We start from the raw sequence: 25,372 nt of genomic DNA on the forward strand, positions 1-25,372 counted from the left end.
CCAGGAGTCGGAAGGACATTTCTAACGCCCCGTTTTGAAAAAATTGAAACATTATTGAAAAACACTCTGGAAGAGATCCTGATGGACGTAAGACATGGAAGATCTTTGCAGAGTGTTTTTATTTACGCGAACGACGAGTCAAAGTCCGCGCTTGCGCGAGACCTTGGCGACTGTCGCGATAACAAGGGGAAACTCGTGAAGCGTTTTTTCACTTGTTTTCTAACACATGTCTTAAATTTCTGTGAACACTCTTTTTTTTCGCGTGACGGTATGTTAGAATGAGTATTACGCGCGGATGTTCCGGAAAACGGGAGACACGCGGGGAATATGAGACAGAATGGAAGGAAAAAGAAAACATGAAAAAAATCATAAAAGCAGGTCTCTGTGTTGCAGCAGCGGCTGTGATCGTAACAGGATGCGGAAATAAGAGTCAGAACACAGAGAGCAGCTCTGCGTCTGAGGAGCAGTCAGCAGCTGCAACTGTTGAGACGGAGACAAAATCCGAGGAAGAGCTTCACGACGAGGAGAGCGTGACTCTCGGAGATTATAAGAACCTGACTTATTCTGCAAAGGTAGAGGAAGTGACGGATGAACAGGTCCAGACAAGATTAAAGGAGCTCTGCGCAGAGTATCCGGTAACGATCGAGGGACGCCCGGCTGCGGAAGGCGATACCGCGAATATCGATTATTCCGGAACAAAGGACGGCGTTGCGTTTGACGGCGGAACTGCAGAAGGTTACGATCTGAAGCTTGGAAGCGGAACTTTCATTGACGGCTTTGAGGACGGTGTGATCGGCATGAACGTCGGAGATGAGAAAGACTTAAACTTAAAGTTCCCGGATAACTACGGAAGCGCAGATCTTGCAGGACAGGAAGTCGTATTCCATGTGAAATTAAACCAGTTAAAATCTGAGTCTGAGAGCAAGGTGGACGATGACCTCGCAAAACGTTATTACAACGATGATACAGCGACTCTTGATCAGTTAAAAGAGGAAGTGTGTGCGGATCTCCAGGCGGAGGCCGACAGCCAGTTCTTCAACGCAGCCGGAAGTGAGCTCTTAAATGAAGTGATCAATAACTCCGAAGTCACAGCAGATCCGGACGCTGTTGATGATATGTTCAATCAGTTAAAGACCACATACTCCAGCTATGCGAGCAGCTATGGTCTTGAGTTTGACCAGTTCCTCAGCATGTTCCTCGGAACGGATGAGGACGGACTTCGCGATACTGCTGAAAACCTTGTAAAACAGCAGCTCGTTTTAGACGCGATTCAGGCACAGGAAAATCTCTCTGCGACTGAAGATCAGAAAGATAAGCTCGCTGTTATGAATTACTTCAAGAATGCGGCGCAGATGACGGCAACATACGGTGAGGACTCCTCAAACCAGATCTTTGATATGGGTGCTGTCTACTACTACCTGATCGACAATTCTACTTACGTTGAAGCGCCGGAGACCACTGCAGAGACAACGGAAGCAGAGAATATCTTAGAAGAAGCAGAGACTGTTGCAGAGGAAAGCGAAAGCAGTACGGAAGCAAAATAATACGGACAGGAAATGGTCCGGCTATTCTGCAAAGTGCTGAGCAGAGATACTGACAGCAGAAATGCGATAAGAGAACAATATGAAAAGAAAAGCATTATTTTTTGACATTGACGGAACGCTCTTAGTGGATGCGTCGAAAGAGCTTCCGAAGAGCGCGGCGGCTGCGATCACCGAGGCGCGCCGCGCCGGACATCTGATATTCATCAATTCCGGGCGGACGAGATGCCTGATGAAGGACGTTGAGGGGAAAGTACCGGTCGACGGTTACCTCTGCGGATGCGGAACCTACATAGAAGCGGAAGGAAAAGCCCTGCTTCACAGAAAGATCTCCGCGAAGCGCCGGATGGAGCTCCAGAGAGCGATCCTCGCGTGCAGACTCGACGGGATCCTTGAGGGACCGAAGGTTTGTACGGTCCAGATCGGCGTCTCCCACATGGAAGAGATCGAACATGTGAAGAACGTTGTATATAAAAACCAGGGACTTGCGAGCACAGACTGGAACACGGAAGAAGTCGATTTTGACAAGTTCTGTGTTCTGGCGGATGAGAATAGTGATGCGGAGAGCTTCTTAAAGATCCTGGCGCCGGATATGACTGCGATCGACCGGGGACACGGACTCTATGAGTGTGTGCCGACAGGCTATGATAAGGCGACGGCGATGGAAGTGATCCTGAAACACTATGGGGTCGCGAGAGAAGATTCCTACGCCTTCGGTGACAGTATGAATGACCTGGCGATGATCCGCTATGCCGGAAACAGTATCATCATGGAAAAACACGCGAAAGGCCTGGAACCTTACGCGACCTTTATCACGAAGGACGTGGAGGACGACGGGATCGCATGGGCATTTGAAAAACTTCATATCATATAAAAGATGAGTTTTGCGGCAGTTCTGCTTTTGAGTGGGACTGTCGCTTTGCGTTTTCGAAAGCTGTCGAAACTTGCGTTCAAAAACTACTTTTCAATTCTGGAAAAATGTATTATATATTTAAGAAAAAGGAAGCAGACGCGGGAAAGGGCGGCTGCGGACGAGGCGTAAGGGGGACGAAAACAATGAGCATGGAACGACATTACAAAAGTGCTCTGGAAGAAGAAAACCAAAGGCTTCGCGAAGAGAACGACAGGCTGATGGACATTGTGGTACAGATGAAAGGTACACTGAACCGCCTGGTAAAAGCGTATATTACAGAAAGTAAATAGGAGAATGCGGCTGCACAGAACTGATCGGGCAGCCGTGGATAGAAATAACCGCGGATGGCTGCGAAAGGCAGCAGGTCCGCGGTTATTTCGCAGGAATTCAATGTCCTGTTTACTGGACGACACCGGCCGTATTTACAGTCCAGATCGTTCCGTTCGCATCTTTGATATCTTTATATCCACGTCCAAGCTCCGGTTTCGCTGTGGAAGTGGAGGAAGCGGACGCTTTCTGTACATTTCCGGCTGTTCCGACAAGGTAGGTGGTGCCGTTTAAGTCCGCCGGTGCATATCTCTGGTCGGCAGTGGCGTCCTGTCTCTTTCCGTATACATAGAGGATGCCGTCGCGGAGTCCATGGTATCCCTGACCTTTCTTGTCGCCGTCGGTGTGGAAGAACCAGTTCTCGGTCTCACCCGTCTCCTCATTGAAGATCGTCTGTTTTCCTGTCTTCATGATGCCGTCCTCGCCGAAGCAGAAGTTCGCGATCTCATCGTTCGCAACATTCACGATCTGTCTTCCGGTCTGCATGATGCCGAGATCACTGAAGGCGTATTTTTTCGCGTTGATCGTGAAGAGAGAATTCCCCTTTTTCGTGGAAACGTATGGTTTTCCTGCTTTAAAGCAGAAGGTGTACACCTCGTCGGCTTCGTGGATCCCGGAAATCCCCTCAATGGAGTGAAAACCTTCGGCGCGTTTTCCGTCCCCGGACGGTCCGTAGTACTGATAATCTGTGACGTTCGGGACAGCTGCATTGCTGCCGGTCGCGTCCGCATCGCTCCCGGACGGCATCAGGACCCAGCCTGTCTGCATTTTTCCGTCGATGAAGGTGTAGTAATTTCCGTCGATCTTCTTGTCATACTGGGTAGTCACCATCTTTCCGTCGGAGTTAAAGTAGTACCAGCTCTCAGAAGATCCCGGCACATGACTGTTTTCCTCCAGGCGGATCCATCCGGTCTTCATCGCCCCGTCTTTTTCTGTTCCAAGATAGTAAGTAGCTCCGTCGATCTCCGTCTTTCCTGTCGCCATATGGCCGGACTCGTCAAAATAGTACCATTTAGAGTCAAATTTTACCCATTTGGAGACAGCGGACTTTCCATCCTTTTCAAAGTAGTACCAGAAGGTATCGGGAGTCTCCGGGGAGTCCGGATCTTCCTCATTCTTTAATTCTACCCATGCACTTGTCACCATTTTTCCTTCGCTGTCCACATAATATTCGTCGATCTTCGCATCGGTCACGATCTGACCGTTCTCACCAAGATAGTACCAGTCTTCCCCGCGCTTTCTCCATGCATCGGTGGTGAGGTACCCGTCTTCATCGTAATAGACCTTTGCATCTCCTTCTGTCACCCATCCGTGGGATGCAGCGTAAGCCGGCAGCCCGGAGACCATTGTCATGAATGCTGCTGCGGATAAGACAGCGGCGATCCTTGTCTGTTTTTTCATAATATCCTTCTCTCCTTTTTGATATGAAATCATGCTCTTGTCCGGCAGGTCAGAAGCTTGTGGACAGGACGGATCGGCAGCAGCTCCTGAGATCATGCCGTACAGTTGTTTTTGTTTACCGGCTGATTATAACAGTCTGTGATGACGGAATTCCAGTGTGGGTTCCTGGCATATCTGGAACACCGTGGAAAGGATTTCACCGGATGGAAAAAACGGAAAACAAAGGGGAAAAAATGCCCCGGGGATCCCCTGAAAATCCCGTTAAAAACATGATTTACTGGACTGTATGCGGTCCGCATGGTATAATCGAGGAAGGTATACCCGGCGCAGACTCAGCCATGTGTCTGGGGAAAAGGAAGGTCAATATGGCTGGAATCTGACAGTTTGAGAGAGGAGAAGGTTTCACTTATGAGAATGAAAGTTTCTGATTATATTGCCCAGAAGCTGGTAGACGAGGGGATCACCGATGCATTTATGGTGACCGGAGGCGGTGCGATGCACCTGGATGACGGACTCGGACATCAGCCGGGACTTCACTGCTATTTTAACCACCATGAACAGGCATGCGCCATCGCTGCGGAGGCGTATGCGAGAATCCACAACAAGATCGCCGCGCTCTGCGTGACGACAGGCCCTGGCGGAACAAACGCGATCACGGGCGTTGTCGGCGGCTGGCTCGACTCGATCCCGATGCTCGTTTTATCCGGACAGGTCCGCTACGACACGACGGCCCACAGCACAGGTCTGGGGATCCGCGCGATGGGAGATCAGGAATTTGAGATCACAAAGGCAATCGACTGTATGACAAAGTACAGCGAGATGGTGCTGGATCCGATGCGGATCCGCTTCTGCCTGGAAAAGGCCCTTTATCTGGCACAGACAGGAAGACCTGGTCCGTGCTGGCTGGACATCCCGTTAAATGTCCAAGGCGCGTATATCGAGACGGAATCCTTACTGGGATTCGACAAAGATGATTACGAGGCGGGCGGCACCGGCTGGTCCGGACATGGAACCGGATGTTCCGGATGCACGATCTGCATGATGAATAAAATTGAAGGAAAACCGGCTATGATCCCGTCTGATGTGAGCGGACAGGGAGAAAAGCGCGTGAAACTTCCGGATCCTGTGACAGTAGAACAGGCGAGAGAGATCTTAAAGAAGGTCCGCGAGGCAAAACGTCCGGTGATCAATGCCGGAAACGGGATCCGGATCGGAAAAGCGTTTGATGTATTTACAAGAGTCGTGAAAAAGCTCGGGATCCCGGTTGTTACCGGCTGGAACAGCATCGACTGCATGTACGATACAGATCCGCTCTATGTGGGACGTGCCGGACATATGGGCGACCGCGCCGGAAACTTTGCGGTTCAGAACAGTGACCTCTTATTATCGCTGGGAAGCCGTCTTTCCATCCGCCAGGTTGGCTACAATTACCCGACATGGGCGAGAGCAGCGTATGTGATCTACAATGACATCGACGCGGAAGAGTTAAAGAAACCGACGGTCCACGTTGATATGCCGGTCCATGCGGACGTAAAGGATCTTCTCGAGAAGCTGGAACTCGTTCTCGATGAGGAAGAATTTGATCCGAACGGCGGTGCAAAGGACAAAGAGGCAGTGGACAGCTGGATCCGTCAGTGCCAGACCTGGAAAGAAAAATATCCGGTCGTTCTGCCGAAACATTATGAGGCCGGAGACGATGAGCCGGCAAACGTTTACGCGGCGATCAAGGAGATCAGCAAACGCGTGGAGGAGGATGTGATCACGGTTGTGGGCAACGGCTCCGCGTGCGTGGTAGGCGGACATGCCTATGAGATGAAGAAAGGACAGCGGTTTATCAGCAACTCTGCGATCGCTTCCATGGGTTACGACCTCCCGGCGGCGATCGGTGCATGGGTGGCGGACCATACAAAGGATATTATCCTTGTGACCGGTGACGGAAGCATCCAGATGAACCTTCAGGAACTTCAGACGATCATCCACCATCATATGGGGATCAAGATCTTCCTGATCAACAACGGCGGCTACCACTCCATCCGTCAGACCCAGAGGACCCATTTCCATGAGCCGCTCATCGGAATCGGCGTGGACAGCCATGACTTAAGCTTCCCGAGTATGGAGAAACTTGCCTGGGCTTACGGCTATCCGTATGTGGCGGCGCATCACAACAGCGAGCTTGGTGCTGCTGTGGAGAAGACACTTGCGACGGAAGGTCCGGTGATCTGTGAGATCTTTGTTGATATGAAGCAGGGATTTGAGCCAAAGGCATCTGCGAAGATGCTGCCGGACGGAACGATGGTATCTGTACCGCTTGAGGATCTTGCGCCGTTCCTTCCGGAGGAGGAACTCAAGGAGAATATGTATATCCCGCTGGTGGAAAATAAGTAGGTTTGTCAGTGACGCAGGTCTGCGCACTTGCTGCGCAGACCTTAATAAAGGATAGGAATGAAGGCAAAAATCCCATCGGCGCAGCCGATCCGGAATGGATTTTTGCTCGTAGCTGTGAAGGTACTGAACAGCTGCGTTTGTCAGAGGAAAGGGGCAGCATAATATGAATATCATCATGACAGGCGCGACGAGTTTTGTCGGCGCGGCGACAGTTCGGGAACTCTTGCGGAGAGGACATACGGTGACTGCCATCGCGCGCCCCGCGTCCTCAAAACTCGGCACGATCCTTGACGGAAACGAGGAGGCGCTTTTATCCGGGCGGCTTCTCGTGACTGAAAACGATCTCTCCGAGCCGGAACAGCTTCTGGAAAAAGTGACAAAGCCGCAGGATGTCTTCTGCCACTTCGGCTGGGGCGGTTCCGGAAGTGCGTCGAGAACAGACCGGGCGCTTCAGGAAAAAAATCTGGAGATCTCCCTGGAGACGATCCGGACTGCGAAGGCACTGGGATGTAAAAAGTTCCTGTTCTCCGGATCCCAGGCAGAATACGGAATGCACCGGGATCTGATCACGGAGGAGACGGCCTGCGAGCCGAAATCCCTCTACGGCGAAGCGAAGCTCGCGATGCGCGAAAAGGGCGAAACGCTCTGCGGGGAGCTCGGCCTGCGTTACATTCACGCGCGGATCTTCAGCGCCTACGGACCGGGAGACCACCCGTGGACGTTAGTCGAATCCTGTCTGGACGCATTTTTGAACAACAGGGAGATGTCCCTCGGCGCCTGCACGCAGAACTGGAATTTCCTCTATATCGATGATCTGGCGAGAGGAATGGCGGCGCTCTGCGAGGCGGAGGAAACGGCATTTGAGGGGATCTCAAATCCTGTCTTTAACTTCGGAGGCGCGGAGACAAAGGTATTAAAGGATTTCGTGGAGGAGATCCATACACGCTGCGGCGGAAAGGGCGAAACCCGATACAATACCCGCGGGGAAAATGCGGAAGGTCTGATCAACCTGATGCCGTCCATTGAGAAATTAAAGGCGGTGACGGGATGGAAGCCGGAAGTCGACTTTAAGACCGGCATTACCCGGATGATCGCACTCAGGAAAAGGACCGTATAGAGAGGAAAAACGGGGAAACTCGGGCAGGACCGGCTGTGGTGGTGCATAGCGGATCCGGATCGACAAAAAATGCCGTGAACACTGCCCGGTATTGACAAAACAGAAAAAATGGTTACAATGATAAAAGTTAAAGATCAGGTAACAATTATTTAAGGAAGAAGAAAATATAACATGAAAAAAATCAGCGTTTTGATTCCATGCTATAACGAGGAGGAGAATGTCGTTCCGATCAGTGAAGCGGTCATCGGCATCATCACAAAAGAGCTGCCGCAGTACGACTACGAGCTGGTCTTTATCGACAATGACTCCACGGATAAGACGAGAGAACTGCTCAGGATGCTCTGTGCAAAGAACCCGAAGATCAAGGCGATCTTCAATGCGAGAAACTTTGGACAGTTCAACTCCCCATATTATGGAATCCTTCAGGTAACCGGTGACTGCGTGATCTCCATGGTCGCAGATTTCCAGGATCCGGTGGAATTGATCCCGAAGTATGTCCATGAATGGGAGAATGGCTATAAGATCGTTATCGGGATCAAGACGAGCAGCAAAGAAAATCCGGTCATGTACTGGCTCAGAAGCTGCTATTACAAACTGATCCGTAAATTGTCTGATGTAGAGCAGATCGAACATTTCACGGGATCCGGTCTCTATGACAGACAGTTTATCGAAGTGTTAAGAAATTTGAATGATCCGACTCCGTTCCTTCGCGGAATTGTCGCGGAGCTTGGATTTAAGAGAAAAGAGATCCCGTATGAACAGCCGAAGCGCCGCGCGGGGAAGACTCACAATGACTTCTATAAATTATACGATGCGGCGATGTTAAGCTTCACCTCCTACACGAAAGCGGGACTGCGCCTTGCGACATTCTTTGGCGCATTTTGCGGCGGGATCAGTTTTCTTGTCGGAATGGTATATCTGATCATGAAGCTCCTCTACTGGGACCGCTTTGCGGCAGGTATGGCGCCGCTTCTGATCGGAATGTGTTTCCTTGGTTCGGTCCAGATCTTCTTTATCGGACTGCTCGGCGAGTATATCATGAGCATCAATACCCGTGTGATGCACCGTCCGCTTGTTGTCGAGGAGGAGCGGATCAATTTTGACACGCCGGCTGCGCAGGAGGAAGTATGAAATACAGTGTTGAAGTGATGAGAGTCCGTGAGCAGACGATTCAGTTAAATGGCTGGGCTGTGGAAAATGACCCGGATTCCGTGATCACATACCGGATCGAGGACGAAGCGGGGAATCCGGTGGATGCGAAGATCGTTCCGACAAGGCGGGACGACGTGAGCCAGATCTACTACAAAAAGATCATCGACCGCGATCTCGGGTTTGATATCCGTTTCCCGTATGAACATGGAAAGATCTACTATCTTGTAATCTGCGGGGAGAAGAAGACGACCCGCGTGAAATACAGCGATATGATGATCCGCAAAAAGACAGGAGCGGCGAACCGCAAAGTCCAGAAACTTATGAACCTGATGAATATGGAGACGGTTCATGTTGCCTGGGATTTCCTGAAAGAGAATGGTCTGAAGGCCCTGATCTTAAAATCAAAGCATAAGATCCAGGGAATCGATGACGATTACGACTACGCAGAGTGGTGGAATCTCACAAAACCGTCGGAGGAAGAGCTGGAAGCGCAGAAAAAAGAGACCTTTGAGTATATGCCGAAGTTCTCCATCGTGATCCCGGTCTATAAGACTCCGGAGAAGTTTTTAAAGGAAATGCTGGATTCCATCGTGGAGCAGACCTACGCAAACTGGGAACTCTGCATCGCGGACGGCAGTCCGGCCGGAGAGAGCGTTGAGAATGTATTAAAGAAATATGCGGAGAAGGATTCCAGGATCCGGTATAAGGTTCTGGGCGAAAATCTCGGAATTTCCGGTAATACCAACGCGGCTCTCGAGATGGCGGAGGGCGATTTTGTTGTCCTTGCGGACCATGATGACCGTCTGACACCGAATGCGCTCTTCGAGTGCGCGAAAAAACTGAATGAAAACAGATCATGTGATGTCCTCTATTCCGATGAGGACAAGCTGGATATGGATGGAGATGAACTGTTTGACCCGCATTTTAAGCCGGATTTCAATCCAGACCTTCTGACAAGCGTCAACTATATCTGCCATCTGTTCGTGGTGAAGAAAGAACTGCTTGATAAAATCGGCGGTTTCCGGGCGGAGTATGACGGAGCCCAGGATTATGACTTTATCTTCCGCTGTACGGAGAATGCAGAGCAGATCTGCCATATCCCGAAGGTCTTATACCACTGGCGCTGCCATCCGAACTCCACAGCGAGCAACCCGGAGAGCAAGCTTTACGCCTTCACAGCCGGTTCCCGCGCGATCATGGACCACTATAAGAGAGTGGGGATCGAGGCGGAGAAAGTGGAAAAAGGCGTGGACTACGGCATTTATCACACGACATTTAAGATCAAGGGAGATCCGCTTGTCTCCGTGATCATCCCGAACAAGGACCACACCGTCGATCTCGACAACTGTATCCGCCCGATGCTGACGGAAGGGACGTACAAGAACCTCGAGTTTGTCATCGTGGAGAACAACAGCACAGAACAGGCGACATGGACCTACTATGAGAAGATCCAGAAGGAATTCCCGAATGTACACGTTGTCCGCTGGGAGCGGGAGTTCAACTACTCCGCGATCAACAACTTCGGCGTACAGCATGCAAAGGGCGAATACCTTCTGTTCATGAACAACGATATCGAGCTGATCGCAAAGAACTTTGTCGAGGAGATGCTCGGCTTTGCCCAGAGAGAGGACGTCGGAATTGTCGGCGCAAGACTTCTCTATGAGGATGATACGATCCAGCACGCCGGCGTTGTCATCGGATTCGGCGGCATCGCGGGACACACGTTTATCGGTCTCCACAAATCTGAGAACAGCTACTTCAACCGGGCAATGTGCGCCCAGGATTACAGCGCCGTCACAGCGGCCTGCATGATGAGCAAGCGCTCCGTATTTGACGCCGTGGGCGGATTTACGGAGGAACTTGCCGTCGCATTCAATGATATCGACTACTGCATGAAGGTCAGAAAGCTCGGAAAACTCGTGGTCTATGCTCCGTATGCGGTGCTGCATCATTACGAATCGAAGTCCCGCGGTCTTGAGGACACTCCGGAGAAAGTGGCGAGATTCAACCGCGAGATCGCAACCTTCGCGAAGCGCTGGCCGGATATCTTAAAGAACGGAGATCCTTATTACAACCCGAACCTGACGCTGCGGAAATCAAATTTTGCTCTGCGCGACCTGAAAAAGGAGAAGATCGGGGAACCATATAAACTGGAGGTACCGTTAGACGAATGAAGACAACGATCATAATTCCGAATTATAACGGACTCTCGTTTATGGAACCGTGCTTTGAGGCTCTGGATAGACAGACGACAAAGGATTTTAAGATCCTTGTGGTGGACAACGGATCCACGGACGGAAGTGTGGAGTGGCTGAAGGAGAAACAGATCCCGTCGATCTTTCTTCCGGAGAACACCGGCTTTTCCGGTGCGGTCAATGTCGGGATCAAGGCGGCGGATACTCCGTATGTGATCCTCTTAAATAACGATACGAAAGTGGCTCCGCACTATGTGGAAGCGTTGGAGCGGGCCATGGACCGGTCGGAGAAGATCTTTTCCGTCAGCAGCAAGATGATCCAGATGTATCATCCGGATCTCATGGACGATGCCGGAGATATGTACAGCGTTCTCGGCTGGGCATTCCAGCGAGGCGTTGGACGTCCGGAAGGTCTTTATAAAAAAAGCTGCCGCGTGTTTACGGCCTGTGCCGGCGCGGCGATCTACCGCAGGGAAGTGTTTGAGACGATCGGATACTTCGATGAGATGCACTTCGCGTACCTTGAGGATATCGATGTGGGATACCGGGCAAAGCTTTACGGATATGACAATGTGTTCTGTCCGGAAGCGGTGGTGTACCATGTGGGAAGCGGGACCAGTGGTTCCAAGTATAACTCCTTCAAGGTAAAGCTTGCGGCGAGAAACAATGTCTATTTAAATTATAAGAACATGCGTGGATGGCAGCTTCTCTTAAATTCTCCGTGTCTTCTGGCCGGTACTTTTGTGAAATTCCTGTTCTTTAAGAAGATGGGATTCGGAAAAGATTATGTGGCTGGGTTCCTTGAGGGGATCAGAACGCTGAAGAACTGCAAGCGTGTTCCTTCCTTTAAGGGAAGATTAAAGCGGGAGATCGGGATCCAGATCGAGCTGATCGCCGGCACCGCGGTTTATATTTATGAGTTTTCCAGGAGACAGGCAGCAAAGCTGAAAGTCAAAGCCTGAATTGCAATTCAACGGTTGCTGCAGTGCGCGGGCAGGGAATGTCCGCGTACTGTAACCGATATTTTACGGAAATCTCAGATTTTCTTAAGAAAACGTTTATTTGCAAACAGGAAAAATTTATGTATACTATGTATGCATAATTTTACGATGGCGGTACTATGCTCTGACTGAGCTGTCACCATTACAATGCTGCGGGACAATAAAACCGGCAGCATCTTCCTTGGAAAACAGGGTGAAATCATATGATCAAAGACAATCAAAAGAGCCTCAACCGTTTTCATGTGGTGCTTGATGCCTGCGTGACCGCGTTCTCTTATCTGCTCGCATGGTTTATCGTGATCGGAAGCGGATGGGCGAACCAGCTTGGAAAACGGACACTTGAGGTCGGATTTTATTTTGGCGCGCTGCTCGTTATTATTCCGGCGTATCTGCTTTTGTACTCCTTATTTGGACTGTACACCCCAAAGCGTGTGCTTGGGCGCAGAAACGAATTCGGAAAGATCTTTAAGGCAAACTCGATCGGATTTTTAATTTTCGGTCTTGTCCTGTACCTGGGAAGAAAAGAGCCGCACCTCTACAACTTCTCCCAGAGGCTGGTTGTATATTTCTACGTCCTGAACGTGGCATTTATGACGATCGAGCGGAACGGGATCCGGATCGTGCTCCGGTCCATGCGCTCGAAAGGATACAATCAGAAACATATCCTTTTGGTAGGATATTCCTCCGCGGCAGAAGGTTTTATCGACCGGGTGAATAAGAATCCGGAATGGGGATACAAGATCCGCGGGATCATCGATGATACGAAGGAACGCGGAAGTGAGTATAAGGGAGTTAAGGTCATCGGCTGTGTCGAGGACCTTGATTATATTTTAGAGCAGAACAGTCTTGATGAGATCGCCGTTACACTGAGCCTGGGTGAGTATGAAAAACTCCGCCATATTGTTGCGCTCTGTGAAAAATCCGGCGTACACACGAAATTTATCCCGGATTATGGGAATATTATCCCGACGATCCCCTATATGGAGGATCTCCAGGGACTACCGGTGATCCACATCCGCCGTGTTCCGCTAAATGATCCGGTGAATGCAGCGATCAAGAGAGCTGTGGATATCGTGGGTGCGATCGTGGGGATCGTTTTATTCTCCCCGATCATGCTGATCGTGGCACTGCTCATCAAACTGACATCTCCGGGACCGATCATTTTCTGTCAGGAACGGGTCGGACTTCACAATCGCCCGTTTAAGATGTATAAGTTCCGTTCCATGACGGTCCAGGATCCAAGTAAGGAAAAGAGCCGCTGGACGACAAAGGGAGATGCCCGTGTAACTCTCATCGGAAAAATCATCCGCCGTACAAGCATCGATGAGGTTCCACAGTTTTTCAATATTCTCATGGGGGATATGAGTCTTGTGGGACCGAGACCGGAACGGCCGTTTTTCGTTGAAAAATTTAAGGAAGAAATCCCGCGATATATGATCAAACATCAAGTCCGTCCCGGTCTTACCGGTTGGGCACAGGTGAATGGTTATCGTGGAGATACCTCGATCATTAAGCGGATCGAGCACGATCTCTACTATATCGAGAACTGGACGCTTGGTCTTGATTTCAAGATCATGTTCTTAACAGTTTTCAAGGGATTCATCAATAAAAACGCTTACTAATACGAGGACAAATGACATGAATTATGAAGACGAATTAGACCGTTCGCGCGCAAGAAAAAGCAGACGGCGTGAGAGCGAAAGGGAGACAGCTGCAAAGCATCATTCCCACGAGACAGAAAATCTGTATTCCATGAGTGCGGATCCGGGAAGCCGGGCAGGGCGCGCAGCAGCGAAGAGCCATGGCGCAGGTTCCCATAACCACAAGAGACGCAAAAACGGAAACAAAAAGAAAAAGATCATCATCGGTGTTCTGATCGCACTGATCGTTCTGGTGCTTGGGTTCTCCGGAGCTGTCTACGCATATATCCAGCACAACTTCGGAAAAATGAACGGACAGAATGAGTTCGATCTGAAAGATGTTCTGAATGAGAATATCTCTCTGGAAATGAGGGATAAGATGGAAAAAGGATACTGGACCATCGCCGTGTTTGGTCTGGATTCCCGTGACGGATCGACCGGAAAGGGAAGCCAGTCCGACGTTATCATGATCGCAAACTTAAATCGTGAGACAGGTGAGATCAAACTGGCATCCGTATTCCGTGATACTTACCTGAATGTGAGTGACAAAAACACATATAATAAGATCAACGCGGCATACGCTCTTGGCGGTCCGGAACAGGCGGTCAAGGCACTGAATAAAAACCTGGATCTCAATATCACACACTATGTTGCATTCAACTGGAAAGCAGTCGCGACTGCAATCAATATCCTTGGCGGTGTTGATATCGATATCAGTAAATCTGAGTTTTATTATATTAACGCATTTATCACAGAGACTGTAAAAGGTACCGGAATCGGATCTGTTCAGTTGAAGAGCGCCGGTGTGAACCACTTAGACGGTGTCCAGGCCGTTGCTTACGGACGTCTCCGTCTGATGGACAGTGACTACGCGCGTACCGAGCGTCAGAGACTTGTCATCCAGAAGGCATTTGAGAAGGCAAAGAAAGCAGATTTCGCGACCTTAAACAGCCTTGTGGGAAATATGTCCGCAATGTGTGCAACAAACATCAATGTCAATGATCTTCTTCCGATGGTGAAGAATATCACAAAGTATCATCTCGGCGACAGCATGGGATTCCCGGCAGCACGCGGAGAGAAGAAGATCAAGATCGGAAAAAACAACGCGGCCTGCGTTATCCCGCAGACGCTTGTCAGCAACGTGACAAGTCTCCATAACTTCCTCTATGCGGAGGAGAACTACACACCGTCGAGCACTGTTCAGACGATCAGCAGCAAGATCGCCTCGGCTACAGGACTCAGCAAGGCAGGCAAGGAGATCGACCATGTAGCGACTGATCAGGGCTATATCCCGAAGGGAGCGACAGAGTCTACGACACTTTCTGCCGAGGAAGAGAGCAAGAAGGAGAGTCAGGAAGAGTCCCAGATGGAATCCATGCTCAATGAGTCGAGAAAAGAATCGGAGAGCACAAAGGAGACTGAGACGGGACCAGATGGAAAGCCGATCGAGACTTCTTCCGGAAGTCATGAGAGCAGCAGCGCGGCTTATGAGACGGATGAGCATGGAAATATCTATGTGAAACCGACGGAGAGTCATGCGGCGAGCCCGACGGATGAAGCAGAGACCTCCACAGAGGCATTCCGTCCGTCAAATCCGCAGGAGACAACAGCGGAAGTTCCGGTCGGACCGGGATATGAACATTCCACCGCGGCAGTACCGGAGGCGACAACGAGCGCCGGTCCGGCATCCCAGTCAGAAGCACAGAGCTCCGTGACGGTTCCGGGCGGTGCAGTCGCACCGGAAGGTCCGGCAGCAGGAGTATAAGGGGCACAGGAGGACCGGAAGGCCGCTCCTGTAGGATCATGGTGATCGAATGACTGCGGGAAGCTGCTATGGCGGACCGAAGAATGTAAAAAGTTCAGGATCATAAAGAGAAAAGACGCATCGTCTGATGAGGCTGGAGTGAAAATTCCGGGTGGTCAGGCGGTGCGCTTTTTTTCTGTATTTACGCGAACAACGAGCCAAAGTCCGCGCTTGCGCGAGACCTTGGCGACTGTCGGGATAACAAGGGGAAACTCGCGAAGCGTGTTTTCACTTGTTTGAGAGAACTGGTTTTACCCGGCTATATTTTTAAACGAAATTATGAATTTACAATTTACATAGATTATACAAACTAGTTACCGAATCATGGTTTTTGCATTTTTTGTTTCGTGATAAAAATATTACTGTACAGAGAAAGAAAAAACAAAAACAAAGACCTTTGAGGAGGAGAAGATTATGAAAACAAGAAAAGTAATGGCACTTGCAGGTGCAGGAGTATTAGCAGTCAGCATGATGACAGGGTGCGGAAGCAGCAGTACAGCATCCACAACAGCAGCAGCGACAACAGCGGCAGCAGACACGACCGCAGCGGCAGCAGATACAACAGCAGCAACCGAGACAGCAGCGCTCACCGGTTCCATCACAGCGGCAGGTTCTTCCGCATTAAAACCGCTCGTTGATGATGCGGCAGACATGTTTATCGAGAAATACCCGGACGTTTCCATCACGATCGATGCAGGCGGATCCGGAGAGGGCTTAAAGCAGGTTTCCGAGGGAACCGTAAATATTGGTAACTCCGATGTTGAGGCATCCGCAAAGCTTGACGAAGCACAGGCAAAAGAGCTTGTTGATCATCAGGTATGCGTAGTCACAATGGCTCCAATCGTAAATAACGATGTAAAAGAAGGCGGCGTTGAGGATCTTACAAAACAGCAGCTCATCGACATCTTCACAGGAAAGACAACAAACTGGAAAGAAGTCGGTGGACCGGATGAGAGCATCGTCCTTGTAACAAGACCGACATCTTCCGGTACAAGAGCAACCTTCCAGAAATACGCGCTTGACGGAAACGAGGAAGCTTCCAACACTTCCATGGAGACAGATGATTCCGGTGTTCTTCTTCAGAATGTAAAAGATACGAAGGGTGCGATCGGATACGTAGCACTTTCCTATCTGACAGGTGATGCGGGAGTTGCAACCGTAGCGATCGATGGCGCAGAGCCGACACTTGAAAATACATACGCTGGAAAATATCCGGTATGGACATTTGAGCATATGTACACAAAGGGTGAGCCGGACGAAGTTGTAAGCGCATTCCTTGACTACATCATGTCCGATGAGTACGGCGCAAAGATGGAATCCTTAGGATACGGCGTATCTTCCAAGATGACAAATACAGAACACTAATCCAGACAGAGCGGCAAAAGCCATGAGCCGATGGCAGAATGCAGAGAGGACATGGACAGGTAGCTGCAAAGAGGGGCGGGGCAGAAAAATCTGGCCCGCCCCGAAATAGTTCAGAAGATATTTTCCGGCTGAAACATCAGCTGAATTGATAGAAATTGCTTCGAATATCAGAAGCAGGAGGACTTATGAAGAATGGTAAAGAAAAAAGCATGTTCGTCAGAGAATATCTGTGGCGTGATCTGATGACGGCCTGCGGACTGTTTGTGATCCTTCTGACGATCGTGATCGGCGCATTCCTTGTATACAAGGGATCTGCGACATTTCTGGTCTATAAACATTCCTTCCTGGAATTTTTAGGATCTGCGGACTGGGCGCCGGAGGACAATATGACAGGCGGAGGCAGCATCGGAGCCCTGATTTTCATCGTGGGATCACTCTGCACATGCGGACTGGCACTTCTCATCGCGACTCCGTTTTCCCTTGGTTCCGCGATCTTTATTACGGAGATCTCCCCGAAGTTTGGTGAGAAGTTCTACCGCCCGGTGGTCGAGATCTTTGCAGGAATCCCGTCTGTTGTATACGGCTGGGTAGGACTCACGGTGCTCATTCCGGCGATCAAAAATGTGTTTGACCGTCAGGTCGGTCATTCCATCCTGGCAGCGGGACTGGTCCTTGCAGTGATGATCTTCCCGACGATCACGAGTGTGGCGGCTGACGCTCTTCACTCCGTGCCGAAGGAATGCAGAATGGCGGCATACGGACTTGGTTCCACACGCTGGCAGACGATCTACCGGATCGTTGTTCCGGCAGCGGCACCAGGGATCATCTCCGGAATCATCCTGGGACTTGCGAGAGCGTTCGGCGAGGCACTTGCGGTAGCGATGGTCATCGGTCAGACAACAGCGCTTCCGACCAGCATCTTCTCGACAACAAAAACGCTGACGACAGAGATCGCAGCCCAGATGGGCAACGCGATGGAAGGCGGCGAGATGAAATCCGCACTCTGGACCATGGCACTGCTGTTATTTGCAATCTCCCTGTTCTTCATCTTCCTGATCCACCATGTGACAGCAGTGAAACCGGAGAAAGAAGAAAAACAGCCTGCGGCAAAGGGGGAAAAGTAAACAATGGAAAATAAGATCAGATGTTCACGAAACGTGGACCGCGTTATGACAGTTGTTTTTTACCTGGTCGCAGTTTTCTTCTTCGCGCTGCTCATTGGGTTTGCCGGTAAAGTCATCATCGGCGGTCTCATGGGAGCAACGCCGGAAATGTTCCGGTTCGCGAGAAAAGGAAGCATCGGAAACCAGCTATTCAACACGATCTACCTTGTATTTATTTCACTTCTTGTATCCGTACCGCTCGGCGTCTGCGCCGGGATCTACCTGGCCATGTACGCAAAGCAGGGAAAGATGACAAAGTTTTTAAGAATGTGTATCGAGACGCTTTCTTCCCTTCCGTCCATCGTTGTGGGCCTGTTCGGATACCTGGTATTCCTCGTATTCTTCGGAATGGGAAAGAGCCTGATGGCGGGTGCCCTCTCCGTATCGATCCTGACACTTCCGCTTATCACGACGACCACCGAGGATGCCATCAAGGGACTCCCGGCGGGATATTTTCAGGCGAGTTTAGGTCTTGGAGCGACAAAATGGCAGTCCATCTTCCATGTACTTCTCCCGGCATGTCTCCCGCGCATCATGACAGGCGTCATCCTGGCGGCAGGACGTGGATTCGGTGAGGCGGCGGCGCTCCTCTACACCACAGGATCCGGAAGTGACCTGCGCTGGGGCAACTGGAACCTGGCAGCCCCGACCTGCCCGTTCAACCCGTTCCGCCCGGCAGAGACATTGTCGATCCAGATCTGGAACCTTCAGGTAAACGGTCAGGATAAGGCACTGGCGAACACCGCCTCCGCGGTCCTTATGATCCTGGTTCTGGCATTCAGCATCGGTGCGAATGTGTGGAGCCATCACTTAAAGAAGAAGAATTCCGGCGAGGAAGCGTAAGGAGACGCCGTACAGCCGAAACAATACATGAGACCGGCATATGACAGTTTTAGAGAGGAAAAATATATGACAGCGATAAAACCGAAATTTGATATCGAAAAGCTGAATCTGCATTACGGCGCCTTCCACGCGTTGAAGGATATCAACATGCAGATCGATGAACATAAGATCACAGCTTTCATCGGACCGTCCGGATGCGGAAAGTCCACATTTTTAAAGACCTTAAACCGCATGAATGATCTTGTGGAGGGTGTGAAGATCGAGGGAAAAGTAGAACTTGACGGAAAGAACATATTTAAAGATATGGATGCCATCACACTGCGTCACAAGGTCGGCATGGTCTTCCAGCAGCCGAATCCGTTTCCGAAGAGCATCTACGACAATGTGGCTTACGGCCCGAGAATCTTCGGAATCACAAAAAAAGCAGATCTCGATGAGATCGTTGAGAGAAGCTTACGGCAGGCGGCGATCTGGGATGAACTGAAGGATCGCCTAAATAAAAGTGCTCTGGGACTCTCCGGCGGACAGCAGCAGAGACTCTGCATCGCAAGAACTCTGGCAGTAGAGCCGGAGGTTATCCTGATGGATGAGCCGACCTCTGCTCTGGATCCGATCTCCACATCAAAAATTGAAGATCTGGCGATGGAGTTAAAGGATAAGTACACGATCGTGATCGTCACCCACAACATGCAGCAGGCAGCGCGTATTTCTGATAAGACCGCGTTCTTCCTGTTAGGTGAGGTCGTCGAGTACAATAATACAGGCGATCTGTTCGCGAACCCGAGAGATGAGCGCACAGAGAGTTACATCACAGGGAGGTTTGGCTGATTATGAGAGATGCATTTTTAAAACAGTTGGAAGAGCTGCATAAGATGCTCGCGGAGATGGGAAATCTTTGCGAGAGCATGATCGACGGAGCGTACGAGGCACTGATGAACATGGATCGGGAACAGGCAGCGAAGATTCTGGCAGCGGACGCGAATGTCGATTTAAAGGAGAGGGACATCGAGAGCAAATGCTTGAAGCTCCTGTTAGAGCAGCAGCCAGTGGCAAGTGATCTCAGAACGATTTCCTCCACCTTAAAAATGATCACGGATCTGGAGCGGATCGGTGATCAGGCAGGCGATATCGCTGAGATCGTAAAGACGACCGATCTTTCCGCTCCGGTAAAGGCCACAAGACTTGGCGAGATGGCAAAAGCCGTTGCATCTATGGTTCGTGAGAGCATCGAGAGCTTTGCAAACGGAGATCTCAAAAAGACAAAAGAAGTTATTGAATACGATGATGTGATCGATAACCTTTTTAATGAGGTCAAAAAAGAACTTGCCGATGGTATCTTAAACGGTGAGGCAACTCAGGAACAGATTCTTGATGTCTTGATGATCGCCAAATATCTGGAGCGGATCGGTGACCATGCAACAAATATTGCGGAGTGGGCGGAGTACGCGATCACCGGTGTTCATCGCAATAGTGAGATGGAAGAGCATCTGTAAGCATAAAAAGGAAACTTAAACGAATGGAGAACCTGATTTACAGATTCTCCATTCGTGTTTTCAGAAGTGGAAGCTGCTCCCGGACGGACGTGATCTCGTCAAGATCAATGGTAGTGATCTGCATTCCCTCGTGCTCATCCATCTGATTTAAGACTCTGCCCCATGGGGAGACAGCGATAGAGTGACCGAAGGCCTGATAGGAGGCGGAGAGATCTCTCGCCGGAGAAGTTCCGAAGACAAAAATCTGGTTGTCCAGAGCGCGGGCACGGAAGGTAAGCTCCCAGTGTGCCGGTCCAGTAGTCATATTGAAGGCTGCCGGAACAAGGACGATATCAGCACCTTCCAGCACCATCCGTCGGAAGATCTCCGGAAAGCGTATATCGAAACAGATGCAGAGACCGATTTTTCCAAATTCCGTGTCGAATACGGTAGCGGAGTCTCCGGGAGTCAGAGTATCAGATTCTTTAAAATACTGTCCGCCTTTTACATCAATGTCGAAGAGGTGGACTTTTCTGTGGCGGGCAATTTGCTTTCCGCTTCGGTCAAAGACATAGGCGGTATTGAAAACATGTCCGTCCTGGTCACATTCCGGGACGGATCCGGCGGAAAAGTAGATCCCGAATTCCTTTGCAAGGTCAGAGAGCGCCTGCCAGACCGGTCCGCCTGCTTTTTCTGCATAAACAGGGAAATTCGGTGTTTCATAGGGGCAGTTGAACATTTCCGGAAGGCAGACGAGATCTGCGCCGGAATTTTTTGCTTTCTGGATCAGAGGGCGCAGAGCCTCGATGTTCTGCATTTTATCGGAAAATACGTGGGTCTGAAGCTGGGCGATGGTCATGGATGACATATGGAAACCTCCTTAGGTTTAATATGAATTAAGTGTAAGTCCTGCAAAGGAGAAATGTCAAGCGGCAGGGGCAAACAGCTGACTTGAAAAAGTAAATTCCAGTGTAAAAGTAAATTCCACCGCTCTTTTAAAAGTTGCTTATAATCTAGTGATTTTTAAGAAGAAAAGCGGAATCTATGCTATAATACAAGTAATCTATGGCGAAATTTTCTGTTTTTCTGTATGGCAAACAAGCTGCTGGAGGTCGGTGTGCACGACTAAATTCCACCAGCCACATTTGAAAAATGTGAAAAGTTTACTTCCAGTCTGACAGCAGATTTCTTCATGGGTTAGTGGTTATAGCGGATCAGCTTAGGTGTTAAGATGACTTTGTCAGGGTCAATACGCCTAAGCTGAAACGCTTTTAAGACGTCTTCCCCAAAAGCCTCCAGGGCGGCATCATACGGTGTACGCCCATTCAAACTCTCCCGCGGTGTTGAGTTGATGTGGCTGGTGATTAGATTCACATCCCATTGAGTCAGGAATTCAAAGGTAGTTCGTTTCGGCAGTATCATGCGGAGCATGGTGTGTGCCTGTTCAATGCCGCCTTTCTGTCCGCTTCTCATGGGATCACAGTAATAAATGTTGGTTCTCTGGATACCGGTAACACCGGTTTCGAGAGAATCAGGATCACCGAATTCAGCGCCTCTGTCGGTGAGGATATATTCAAACAGAGTCAGGAAATCGAAGGTACCAAAACGCTTTTCTAAACGGTCCAAAACGAGTCGTACAGATCCTTCCGTATTCCGGTTCATGAGGAACGCAAGAAACAGCTTTTCCCTTGTAAAAAAGAAGGTAAGCAGTGTTTTAGAGGAACCAACAGCGGAGTGGACGGTGTCCATCTCTACAAAAGATTCCAGGTGCAACTGTTGAAAATCAGCGTAAGTTCTGCCATTAAAGACACGGCGGTCAGATATCTGTGATTTATGGACTTTTCTGGGTTTAAACTTCACTTTACGTTTCAGATCAACGTTTCTGGCAGTCAGAAGTCCCATATCAAGGTAGTTGTAAACGCTGCGGACGGAAAGATTCAATTCCGGATGGTTTGCAACGATCTGGTAAGGAGACTGGCCCTGATCGATCAGAGGAGTGATGATCTTATCCTTTTTGTGGAGTTCCTGTCTGGTCATAGCGATTCCGGACCTGGAATCCTTGAGACACTCCCGGTATTTCCGATCAGCGAATCTGGCATTGTAGGTATATTTGTGGGCAATCGTACAATGATTGATCTTTTTACTGCATCCATTGCAGACGTAGGGAGCCCGATCAAGTTTGCTGCAGCGTTCTTTTTGAAAATCCGGACAGGTCTGGTTACAGGTGGGACAGGAAGCACATTTAACGCCGCAAAGAAGGATCTTATTGCAGGCATTCGTTTTCTTACAACGGAAACGCTTGGTACAGAAGTTCTTCGCATTAAGAAAAGTCCCTTTGTGAAACCAATCGGAGGCTCTTCTGGCCTTCACTTCTTTTGAAATCGTAGTAGGGTCCTTACAGAGAAAGCGGGCAATATCTTTAAAGGATGTACCCTTATCCAGTTCATTCTGGATATAGATACGATCCTCTATGGTGAGATGCTTCTGGTTGCCTGGGATATATTTACTCATAGTCAAACTCCTTCTACTGCTGTCAGAAGGACGATTAAAGTATCATATCAGTATGCATGAGTAAATATCAACTGTGCAAGAGTAAACTCCACCGCCCTTTGGAGAAGTGGAATTTAAATTTTCATTTTAGGGCAGGGGCAAACACACAAACATCTGCTTGCATAAGCATCCAAAATATGCTAAGATTCTTGCGTACACATGTTTTTCTGGGACGCACATATGGTAACGTGCCAGAGCAATGGACGAAAAGTATGATTTCGGTAATAAAAAAGAAATTTTTAGCTTGCGAGGTCTGATATATGGAGAAAAAAAACAAGTATTATGTGGTTCGTGACAAAGCGCTGCCGGAAGTCCTTCAGAAAGTCGTTGAGGTGAAACGTCTCCTCGAGGCGGACAAAAACATGACGGTGCAGGAGGCGGCGGAACAGGTCGGTTTAAGCCGCAGTTCCTTTTATAAATATAAGGATGATATTCTTCCGTTTTCCGACAACACGAGAGGAAAGACAGTGACACTTGTGACCCAGATGATGGACGAGCCGGGGCTTCTGTCTGACCTGCTCCACATCGTTGCGGATTACCGCGCGAATATCCTTACGATCCACCAGACGATCCCGGTAAACGGATCCGCGACGGTAACGCTCAGCGTGGAAGTTCTCTCAGATACGGGAAATGTTGCCGGTATGGTTGAGGAGATCGAGCACTTAAAGGGCGTACAGAACGTAAAAATTTTAGGAGTGGAGAAATAGACGGATGAAAGCGGCAATTATGGGATACGGAACCATCGGTTCTGGCGTGTATGAGGTTCTTGACAAGAACTGCAAAAGCGTAGAGAAAAAGGCTGGAGAGCCGATCGAAGTAAAATATATCCTGGATCTCAGGGAGTTTCCGGGAAGTCCTGTGGAGAAGCTTGTGATCCATGATGTGGAACAGATCGTAAATGACCCGGAGATCGGGATCGTTGTGGAGACCATGGGCGGAACAAAACCGGCCTACGAGTTTGTAAAGCGCTGCCTGCTCGCGGGAAAGCATGTGGTGACTTCCAATAAGGCACTGGTTGCGGCCCATGGGACAGAGCTGATCCGGATCGCCGCGGAAAAGAACATCAGCTTCTTGTTTGAAGCAAGTGTCGGCGGCGGTATTCCGATCATCCGCCCGCTTGTGGAGAGCCTCGGCGGCGAGGAGATTTTAGAAATCTCCGGTATCTTAAACGGAACGACAAACTACATCCTCACAAAGATGAATGAAGAGGGATGGAGCTTCGAGGAGGCGTTAAAGCGCGCCCAGGAATTGGGCTACGCGGAGCGCAACCCGGAGGCAGATATTGAAGGATATGACACCTGCAGAAAGATCGCGATCCTGACTGCGGTCGCAACAGGAAAAGAAGTAAACTACGAGGAGATCCCGACCCAGGGAATCACAAAAATCACTTCCATGGATTCCAGCTACGCGGCACATATGGGTGCGGCGATCAAGCTCTTCGGAACCAGCGTGAATAAAGATGGAAAGATCTATCTGGAGGTCGCGCCGGTCCTCGTGGATGCGAAAGACCCGCTGTATGCGGTGACAGATGTGTTCAACGGAATCCTCGTTGTGGGAAATATGCTGGGGGCGTCCATGTTCTATGGAAGCGGAGCAGGAAAACTGCCGACAGCCAGCGCCGTTGTCGGGGATATGATCTCCGCAGTCCGCTTCGGCGATGAGCCGGAGAAGATCGGCTGGAGCAGCGAGAAGCTTGAGGTACATCCGGCGGCTGAGCTTTCCAGAAAGTACTTTGCACGGTTTGAGGGTTCTGAGAGAGCAAAGAAAGAGGCCGTTGCGGCAGCTTTCGGTGACGTGAAATTTGTGACATTGGAAGGAAAAGATGAGTTCGCGGTTCTGACCGGTGAGATGACAGGGGAAGAGTTCGACGCGGCAGCAGCAAAGGTCGGTGGACTGCGCCAGAAGATCGCAGCCAGATTATGATCCCAACATGGTTCCAGATGCCATGCCTGTTTCAGATGATGACCGGGCTTTACTGTCCGGGATGCGGGGGAACGAGAGCCGTCCGGGCACTCCTTTCAGGGCATCCGGTACTAAGCTTTCTGTACCATCCGGTGGTGCCGTATATGGCATCGGTAGCTGTGGGGGCTGCGGTTTCCTGGATCCTGTATTTTGCCACGGGAAACAGGAGATTCCGACCGGAGTTGGATGACCGGATCGCTTACGCAGCGGCGGGGATCGTGATCTTAAATTTTATCATAAAAAACGGACTTCTGGTATTCGCCGGGATCGATGTGATCGGGCGGCTGCCGGGGGTGTGAGAATAGGGAGAAGACCTGGAGTGGGTACCGAAAGTGGTATCTGCGCCGGGTCTTCTTTGCATATAAGCGTAGGCTTGTAGCGGCCAGGGATGGGCAGGCGGCTGCTCGCAAATCCGTTCGCCACAGTTTTGACGCAGAAATGCCCGGTTTTGCGTGCCTTCTTTCACAGTTTGAACACAGGTCAAACACAGATGAATCACAAATTTCCGGTAGAGTTATTACGGAAATTGAAATAAACAGTA

22 protein-coding genes are annotated in these 25,372 nt (G+C 50.0%); 19 read left to right on the top strand and 3 right to left on the bottom strand.

Annotated features, from left to right (window positions below; genetic code table 11):
- Window positions 1-356: 356 nt before the first annotated feature.
- The 3 genes from tig to ACXMYH_RS02515 all read left to right on the top strand — a co-directional run bounded on the left by tig (window position 357) and on the right by ACXMYH_RS02515 (window position 2,744).
- On the top strand, window positions 357-1,544 hold the full coding sequence (tig, locus tag ACXMYH_RS02505; RefSeq protein WP_486555459.1) for a trigger factor: 1,188 nt from the start codon (window positions 357-359) through the stop codon (window positions 1,542-1,544).
- Window positions 1,545-1,623: 79 nt separating this feature from the next.
- Window positions 1,624-2,415, top strand: a complete 792-nt coding sequence (locus ACXMYH_RS02510; protein WP_486555460.1) for an HAD-IIB family hydrolase — start codon at window positions 1,624-1,626, stop codon at window positions 2,413-2,415.
- 182 nt (window positions 2,416-2,597) lie between these two features.
- Window positions 2,598-2,744, top strand: coding sequence for a hypothetical protein (locus ACXMYH_RS02515; protein WP_182426457.1), 147 nt, complete (start codon window positions 2,598-2,600; stop codon window positions 2,742-2,744).
- 109 nt (window positions 2,745-2,853) lie between these two features.
- On the opposite strand, the gene ACXMYH_RS02520 is transcribed toward ACXMYH_RS02515, so the two are convergent.
- Window positions 2,854-4,182: an N-acetylmuramoyl-L-alanine amidase family protein gene (locus ACXMYH_RS02520; protein ID WP_485663264.1), complete on the bottom strand. Its 1,329-nt coding sequence runs from the start codon at window positions 4,180-4,182 to the stop codon at window positions 2,854-2,856.
- Between the two features lie 203 nt (window positions 4,183-4,385).
- Between ACXMYH_RS02520 and ACXMYH_RS02525 the strand changes: the two genes are divergently transcribed.
- The 13 genes from ACXMYH_RS02525 (at window position 4,386) to phoU (ending at window position 20,340) form a co-directional block, all read left to right on the top strand.
- Window positions 4,386-4,562, top strand: a complete 177-nt coding sequence (locus ACXMYH_RS02525) for a hypothetical protein (RefSeq protein ID WP_486555461.1) — start codon at window positions 4,386-4,388, stop codon at window positions 4,560-4,562.
- Window positions 4,563-4,590: 28 nt separating this feature from the next.
- On the top strand, window positions 4,591-6,567 hold the full coding sequence (locus ACXMYH_RS02530) for a thiamine pyrophosphate-binding protein (RefSeq protein ID WP_118530019.1): 1,977 nt from the start codon (window positions 4,591-4,593) through the stop codon (window positions 6,565-6,567).
- Between the two features lie 163 nt (window positions 6,568-6,730).
- Window positions 6,731-7,684 (top strand): NAD-dependent epimerase/dehydratase family protein, encoded by a 954-nt coding sequence (locus ACXMYH_RS02535; RefSeq protein WP_486555462.1) that lies wholly within the window; start codon window positions 6,731-6,733, stop codon window positions 7,682-7,684.
- 171 nt (window positions 7,685-7,855) lie between these two features.
- Window positions 7,856-8,815, top strand: coding sequence for a glycosyltransferase family 2 protein (locus ACXMYH_RS02540; protein ID WP_118530015.1), 960 nt, complete (start codon window positions 7,856-7,858; stop codon window positions 8,813-8,815).
- Window positions 8,812-11,010 carry a glycosyltransferase family 2 protein gene (locus ACXMYH_RS02545; RefSeq protein WP_118530013.1) on the top strand — a complete coding sequence of 733 codons (2,199 nt, stop codon included), beginning with the start codon at window positions 8,812-8,814 and terminating at the stop codon, window positions 11,008-11,010. Before ACXMYH_RS02540 ends, ACXMYH_RS02545 begins: the two co-directional genes overlap by 4 nt.
- On the top strand, window positions 11,007-11,993 hold the full coding sequence (locus tag ACXMYH_RS02550) for a glycosyltransferase family 2 protein (protein WP_118530011.1): 987 nt from the start codon (window positions 11,007-11,009) through the stop codon (window positions 11,991-11,993). Before ACXMYH_RS02545 ends, ACXMYH_RS02550 begins: the two co-directional genes overlap by 4 nt.
- Window positions 11,994-12,235: 242 nt before the next feature.
- Window positions 12,236-13,654, top strand: a complete 1,419-nt coding sequence (locus ACXMYH_RS02555; protein ID WP_118297427.1) for an undecaprenyl-phosphate glucose phosphotransferase — start codon at window positions 12,236-12,238, stop codon at window positions 13,652-13,654.
- Window positions 13,655-13,670: 16 nt separating this feature from the next.
- A complete protein-coding gene (locus ACXMYH_RS02560; RefSeq protein WP_486555463.1) occupies window positions 13,671-15,437 on the top strand; it encodes an LCP family protein in 1,767 nt (588 codons plus the stop codon).
- 453 nt (window positions 15,438-15,890) lie between these two features.
- Complete coding sequence (locus ACXMYH_RS02565; protein WP_118530009.1) at window positions 15,891-16,841, top strand: phosphate ABC transporter substrate-binding protein; 951 nt, start codon at window positions 15,891-15,893, stop codon at window positions 16,839-16,841.
- Between the two features lie 185 nt (window positions 16,842-17,026).
- Window positions 17,027-17,965 (top strand): phosphate ABC transporter permease subunit PstC, encoded by a 939-nt coding sequence (gene pstC / locus ACXMYH_RS02570; protein WP_486555464.1) that lies wholly within the window; start codon window positions 17,027-17,029, stop codon window positions 17,963-17,965.
- Window positions 17,966-17,968: 3 nt separating this feature from the next.
- Window positions 17,969-18,847: a phosphate ABC transporter permease PstA gene (pstA, locus tag ACXMYH_RS02575; RefSeq protein ID WP_215702083.1), complete on the top strand. Its 879-nt coding sequence runs from the start codon at window positions 17,969-17,971 to the stop codon at window positions 18,845-18,847.
- A gap of 66 nt (window positions 18,848-18,913) precedes the next feature.
- Entirely contained in the window at window positions 18,914-19,675 is a 762-nt protein-coding gene (gene pstB / locus ACXMYH_RS02580; RefSeq protein WP_275950555.1) for a phosphate ABC transporter ATP-binding protein PstB, read from the top strand.
- Between the two features lie 2 nt (window positions 19,676-19,677).
- Window positions 19,678-20,340, top strand: coding sequence for a phosphate signaling complex protein PhoU (phoU, locus tag ACXMYH_RS02585; protein ID WP_118530003.1), 663 nt, complete (start codon window positions 19,678-19,680; stop codon window positions 20,338-20,340).
- 37 nt (window positions 20,341-20,377) lie between these two features.
- On the opposite strand, the gene ACXMYH_RS02590 is transcribed toward phoU, so the two are convergent.
- Window positions 20,378-21,187, bottom strand: coding sequence for a carbon-nitrogen hydrolase family protein (locus ACXMYH_RS02590; protein WP_215702081.1), 810 nt, complete (start codon window positions 21,185-21,187; stop codon window positions 20,378-20,380).
- 329 nt (window positions 21,188-21,516) lie between these two features.
- Window positions 21,517-22,830, bottom strand: coding sequence for an IS30 family transposase (locus ACXMYH_RS02595; protein WP_486555343.1), 1,314 nt, complete (start codon window positions 22,828-22,830; stop codon window positions 21,517-21,519).
- Window positions 22,831-23,129: 299 nt separating this feature from the next.
- Between ACXMYH_RS02595 and ACXMYH_RS02600 the strand changes: the two genes are divergently transcribed.
- The 3 genes from ACXMYH_RS02600 to ACXMYH_RS02610 are packed head-to-tail and all read left to right on the top strand — an operon-like array spanning window position 23,130 to window position 25,130.
- On the top strand, window positions 23,130-23,576 hold the full coding sequence (locus tag ACXMYH_RS02600; RefSeq protein WP_021905563.1) for an ACT domain-containing protein: 447 nt from the start codon (window positions 23,130-23,132) through the stop codon (window positions 23,574-23,576).
- A gap of 4 nt (window positions 23,577-23,580) precedes the next feature.
- Window positions 23,581-24,792 carry a homoserine dehydrogenase gene (locus tag ACXMYH_RS02605; protein ID WP_118529999.1) on the top strand — a complete coding sequence of 404 codons (1,212 nt, stop codon included), beginning with the start codon at window positions 23,581-23,583 and terminating at the stop codon, window positions 24,790-24,792.
- Window positions 24,789-25,130, top strand: a complete 342-nt coding sequence (locus ACXMYH_RS02610) for a DUF2752 domain-containing protein (RefSeq protein WP_486555465.1) — start codon at window positions 24,789-24,791, stop codon at window positions 25,128-25,130. Before ACXMYH_RS02605 ends, ACXMYH_RS02610 begins: the two co-directional genes overlap by 4 nt.
- Window positions 25,131-25,372 lie beyond the last annotated feature (242 nt).

The sequence above is a fragment of the Pilosibacter sp. NGB245 genome (assembly GCF_057397225.1).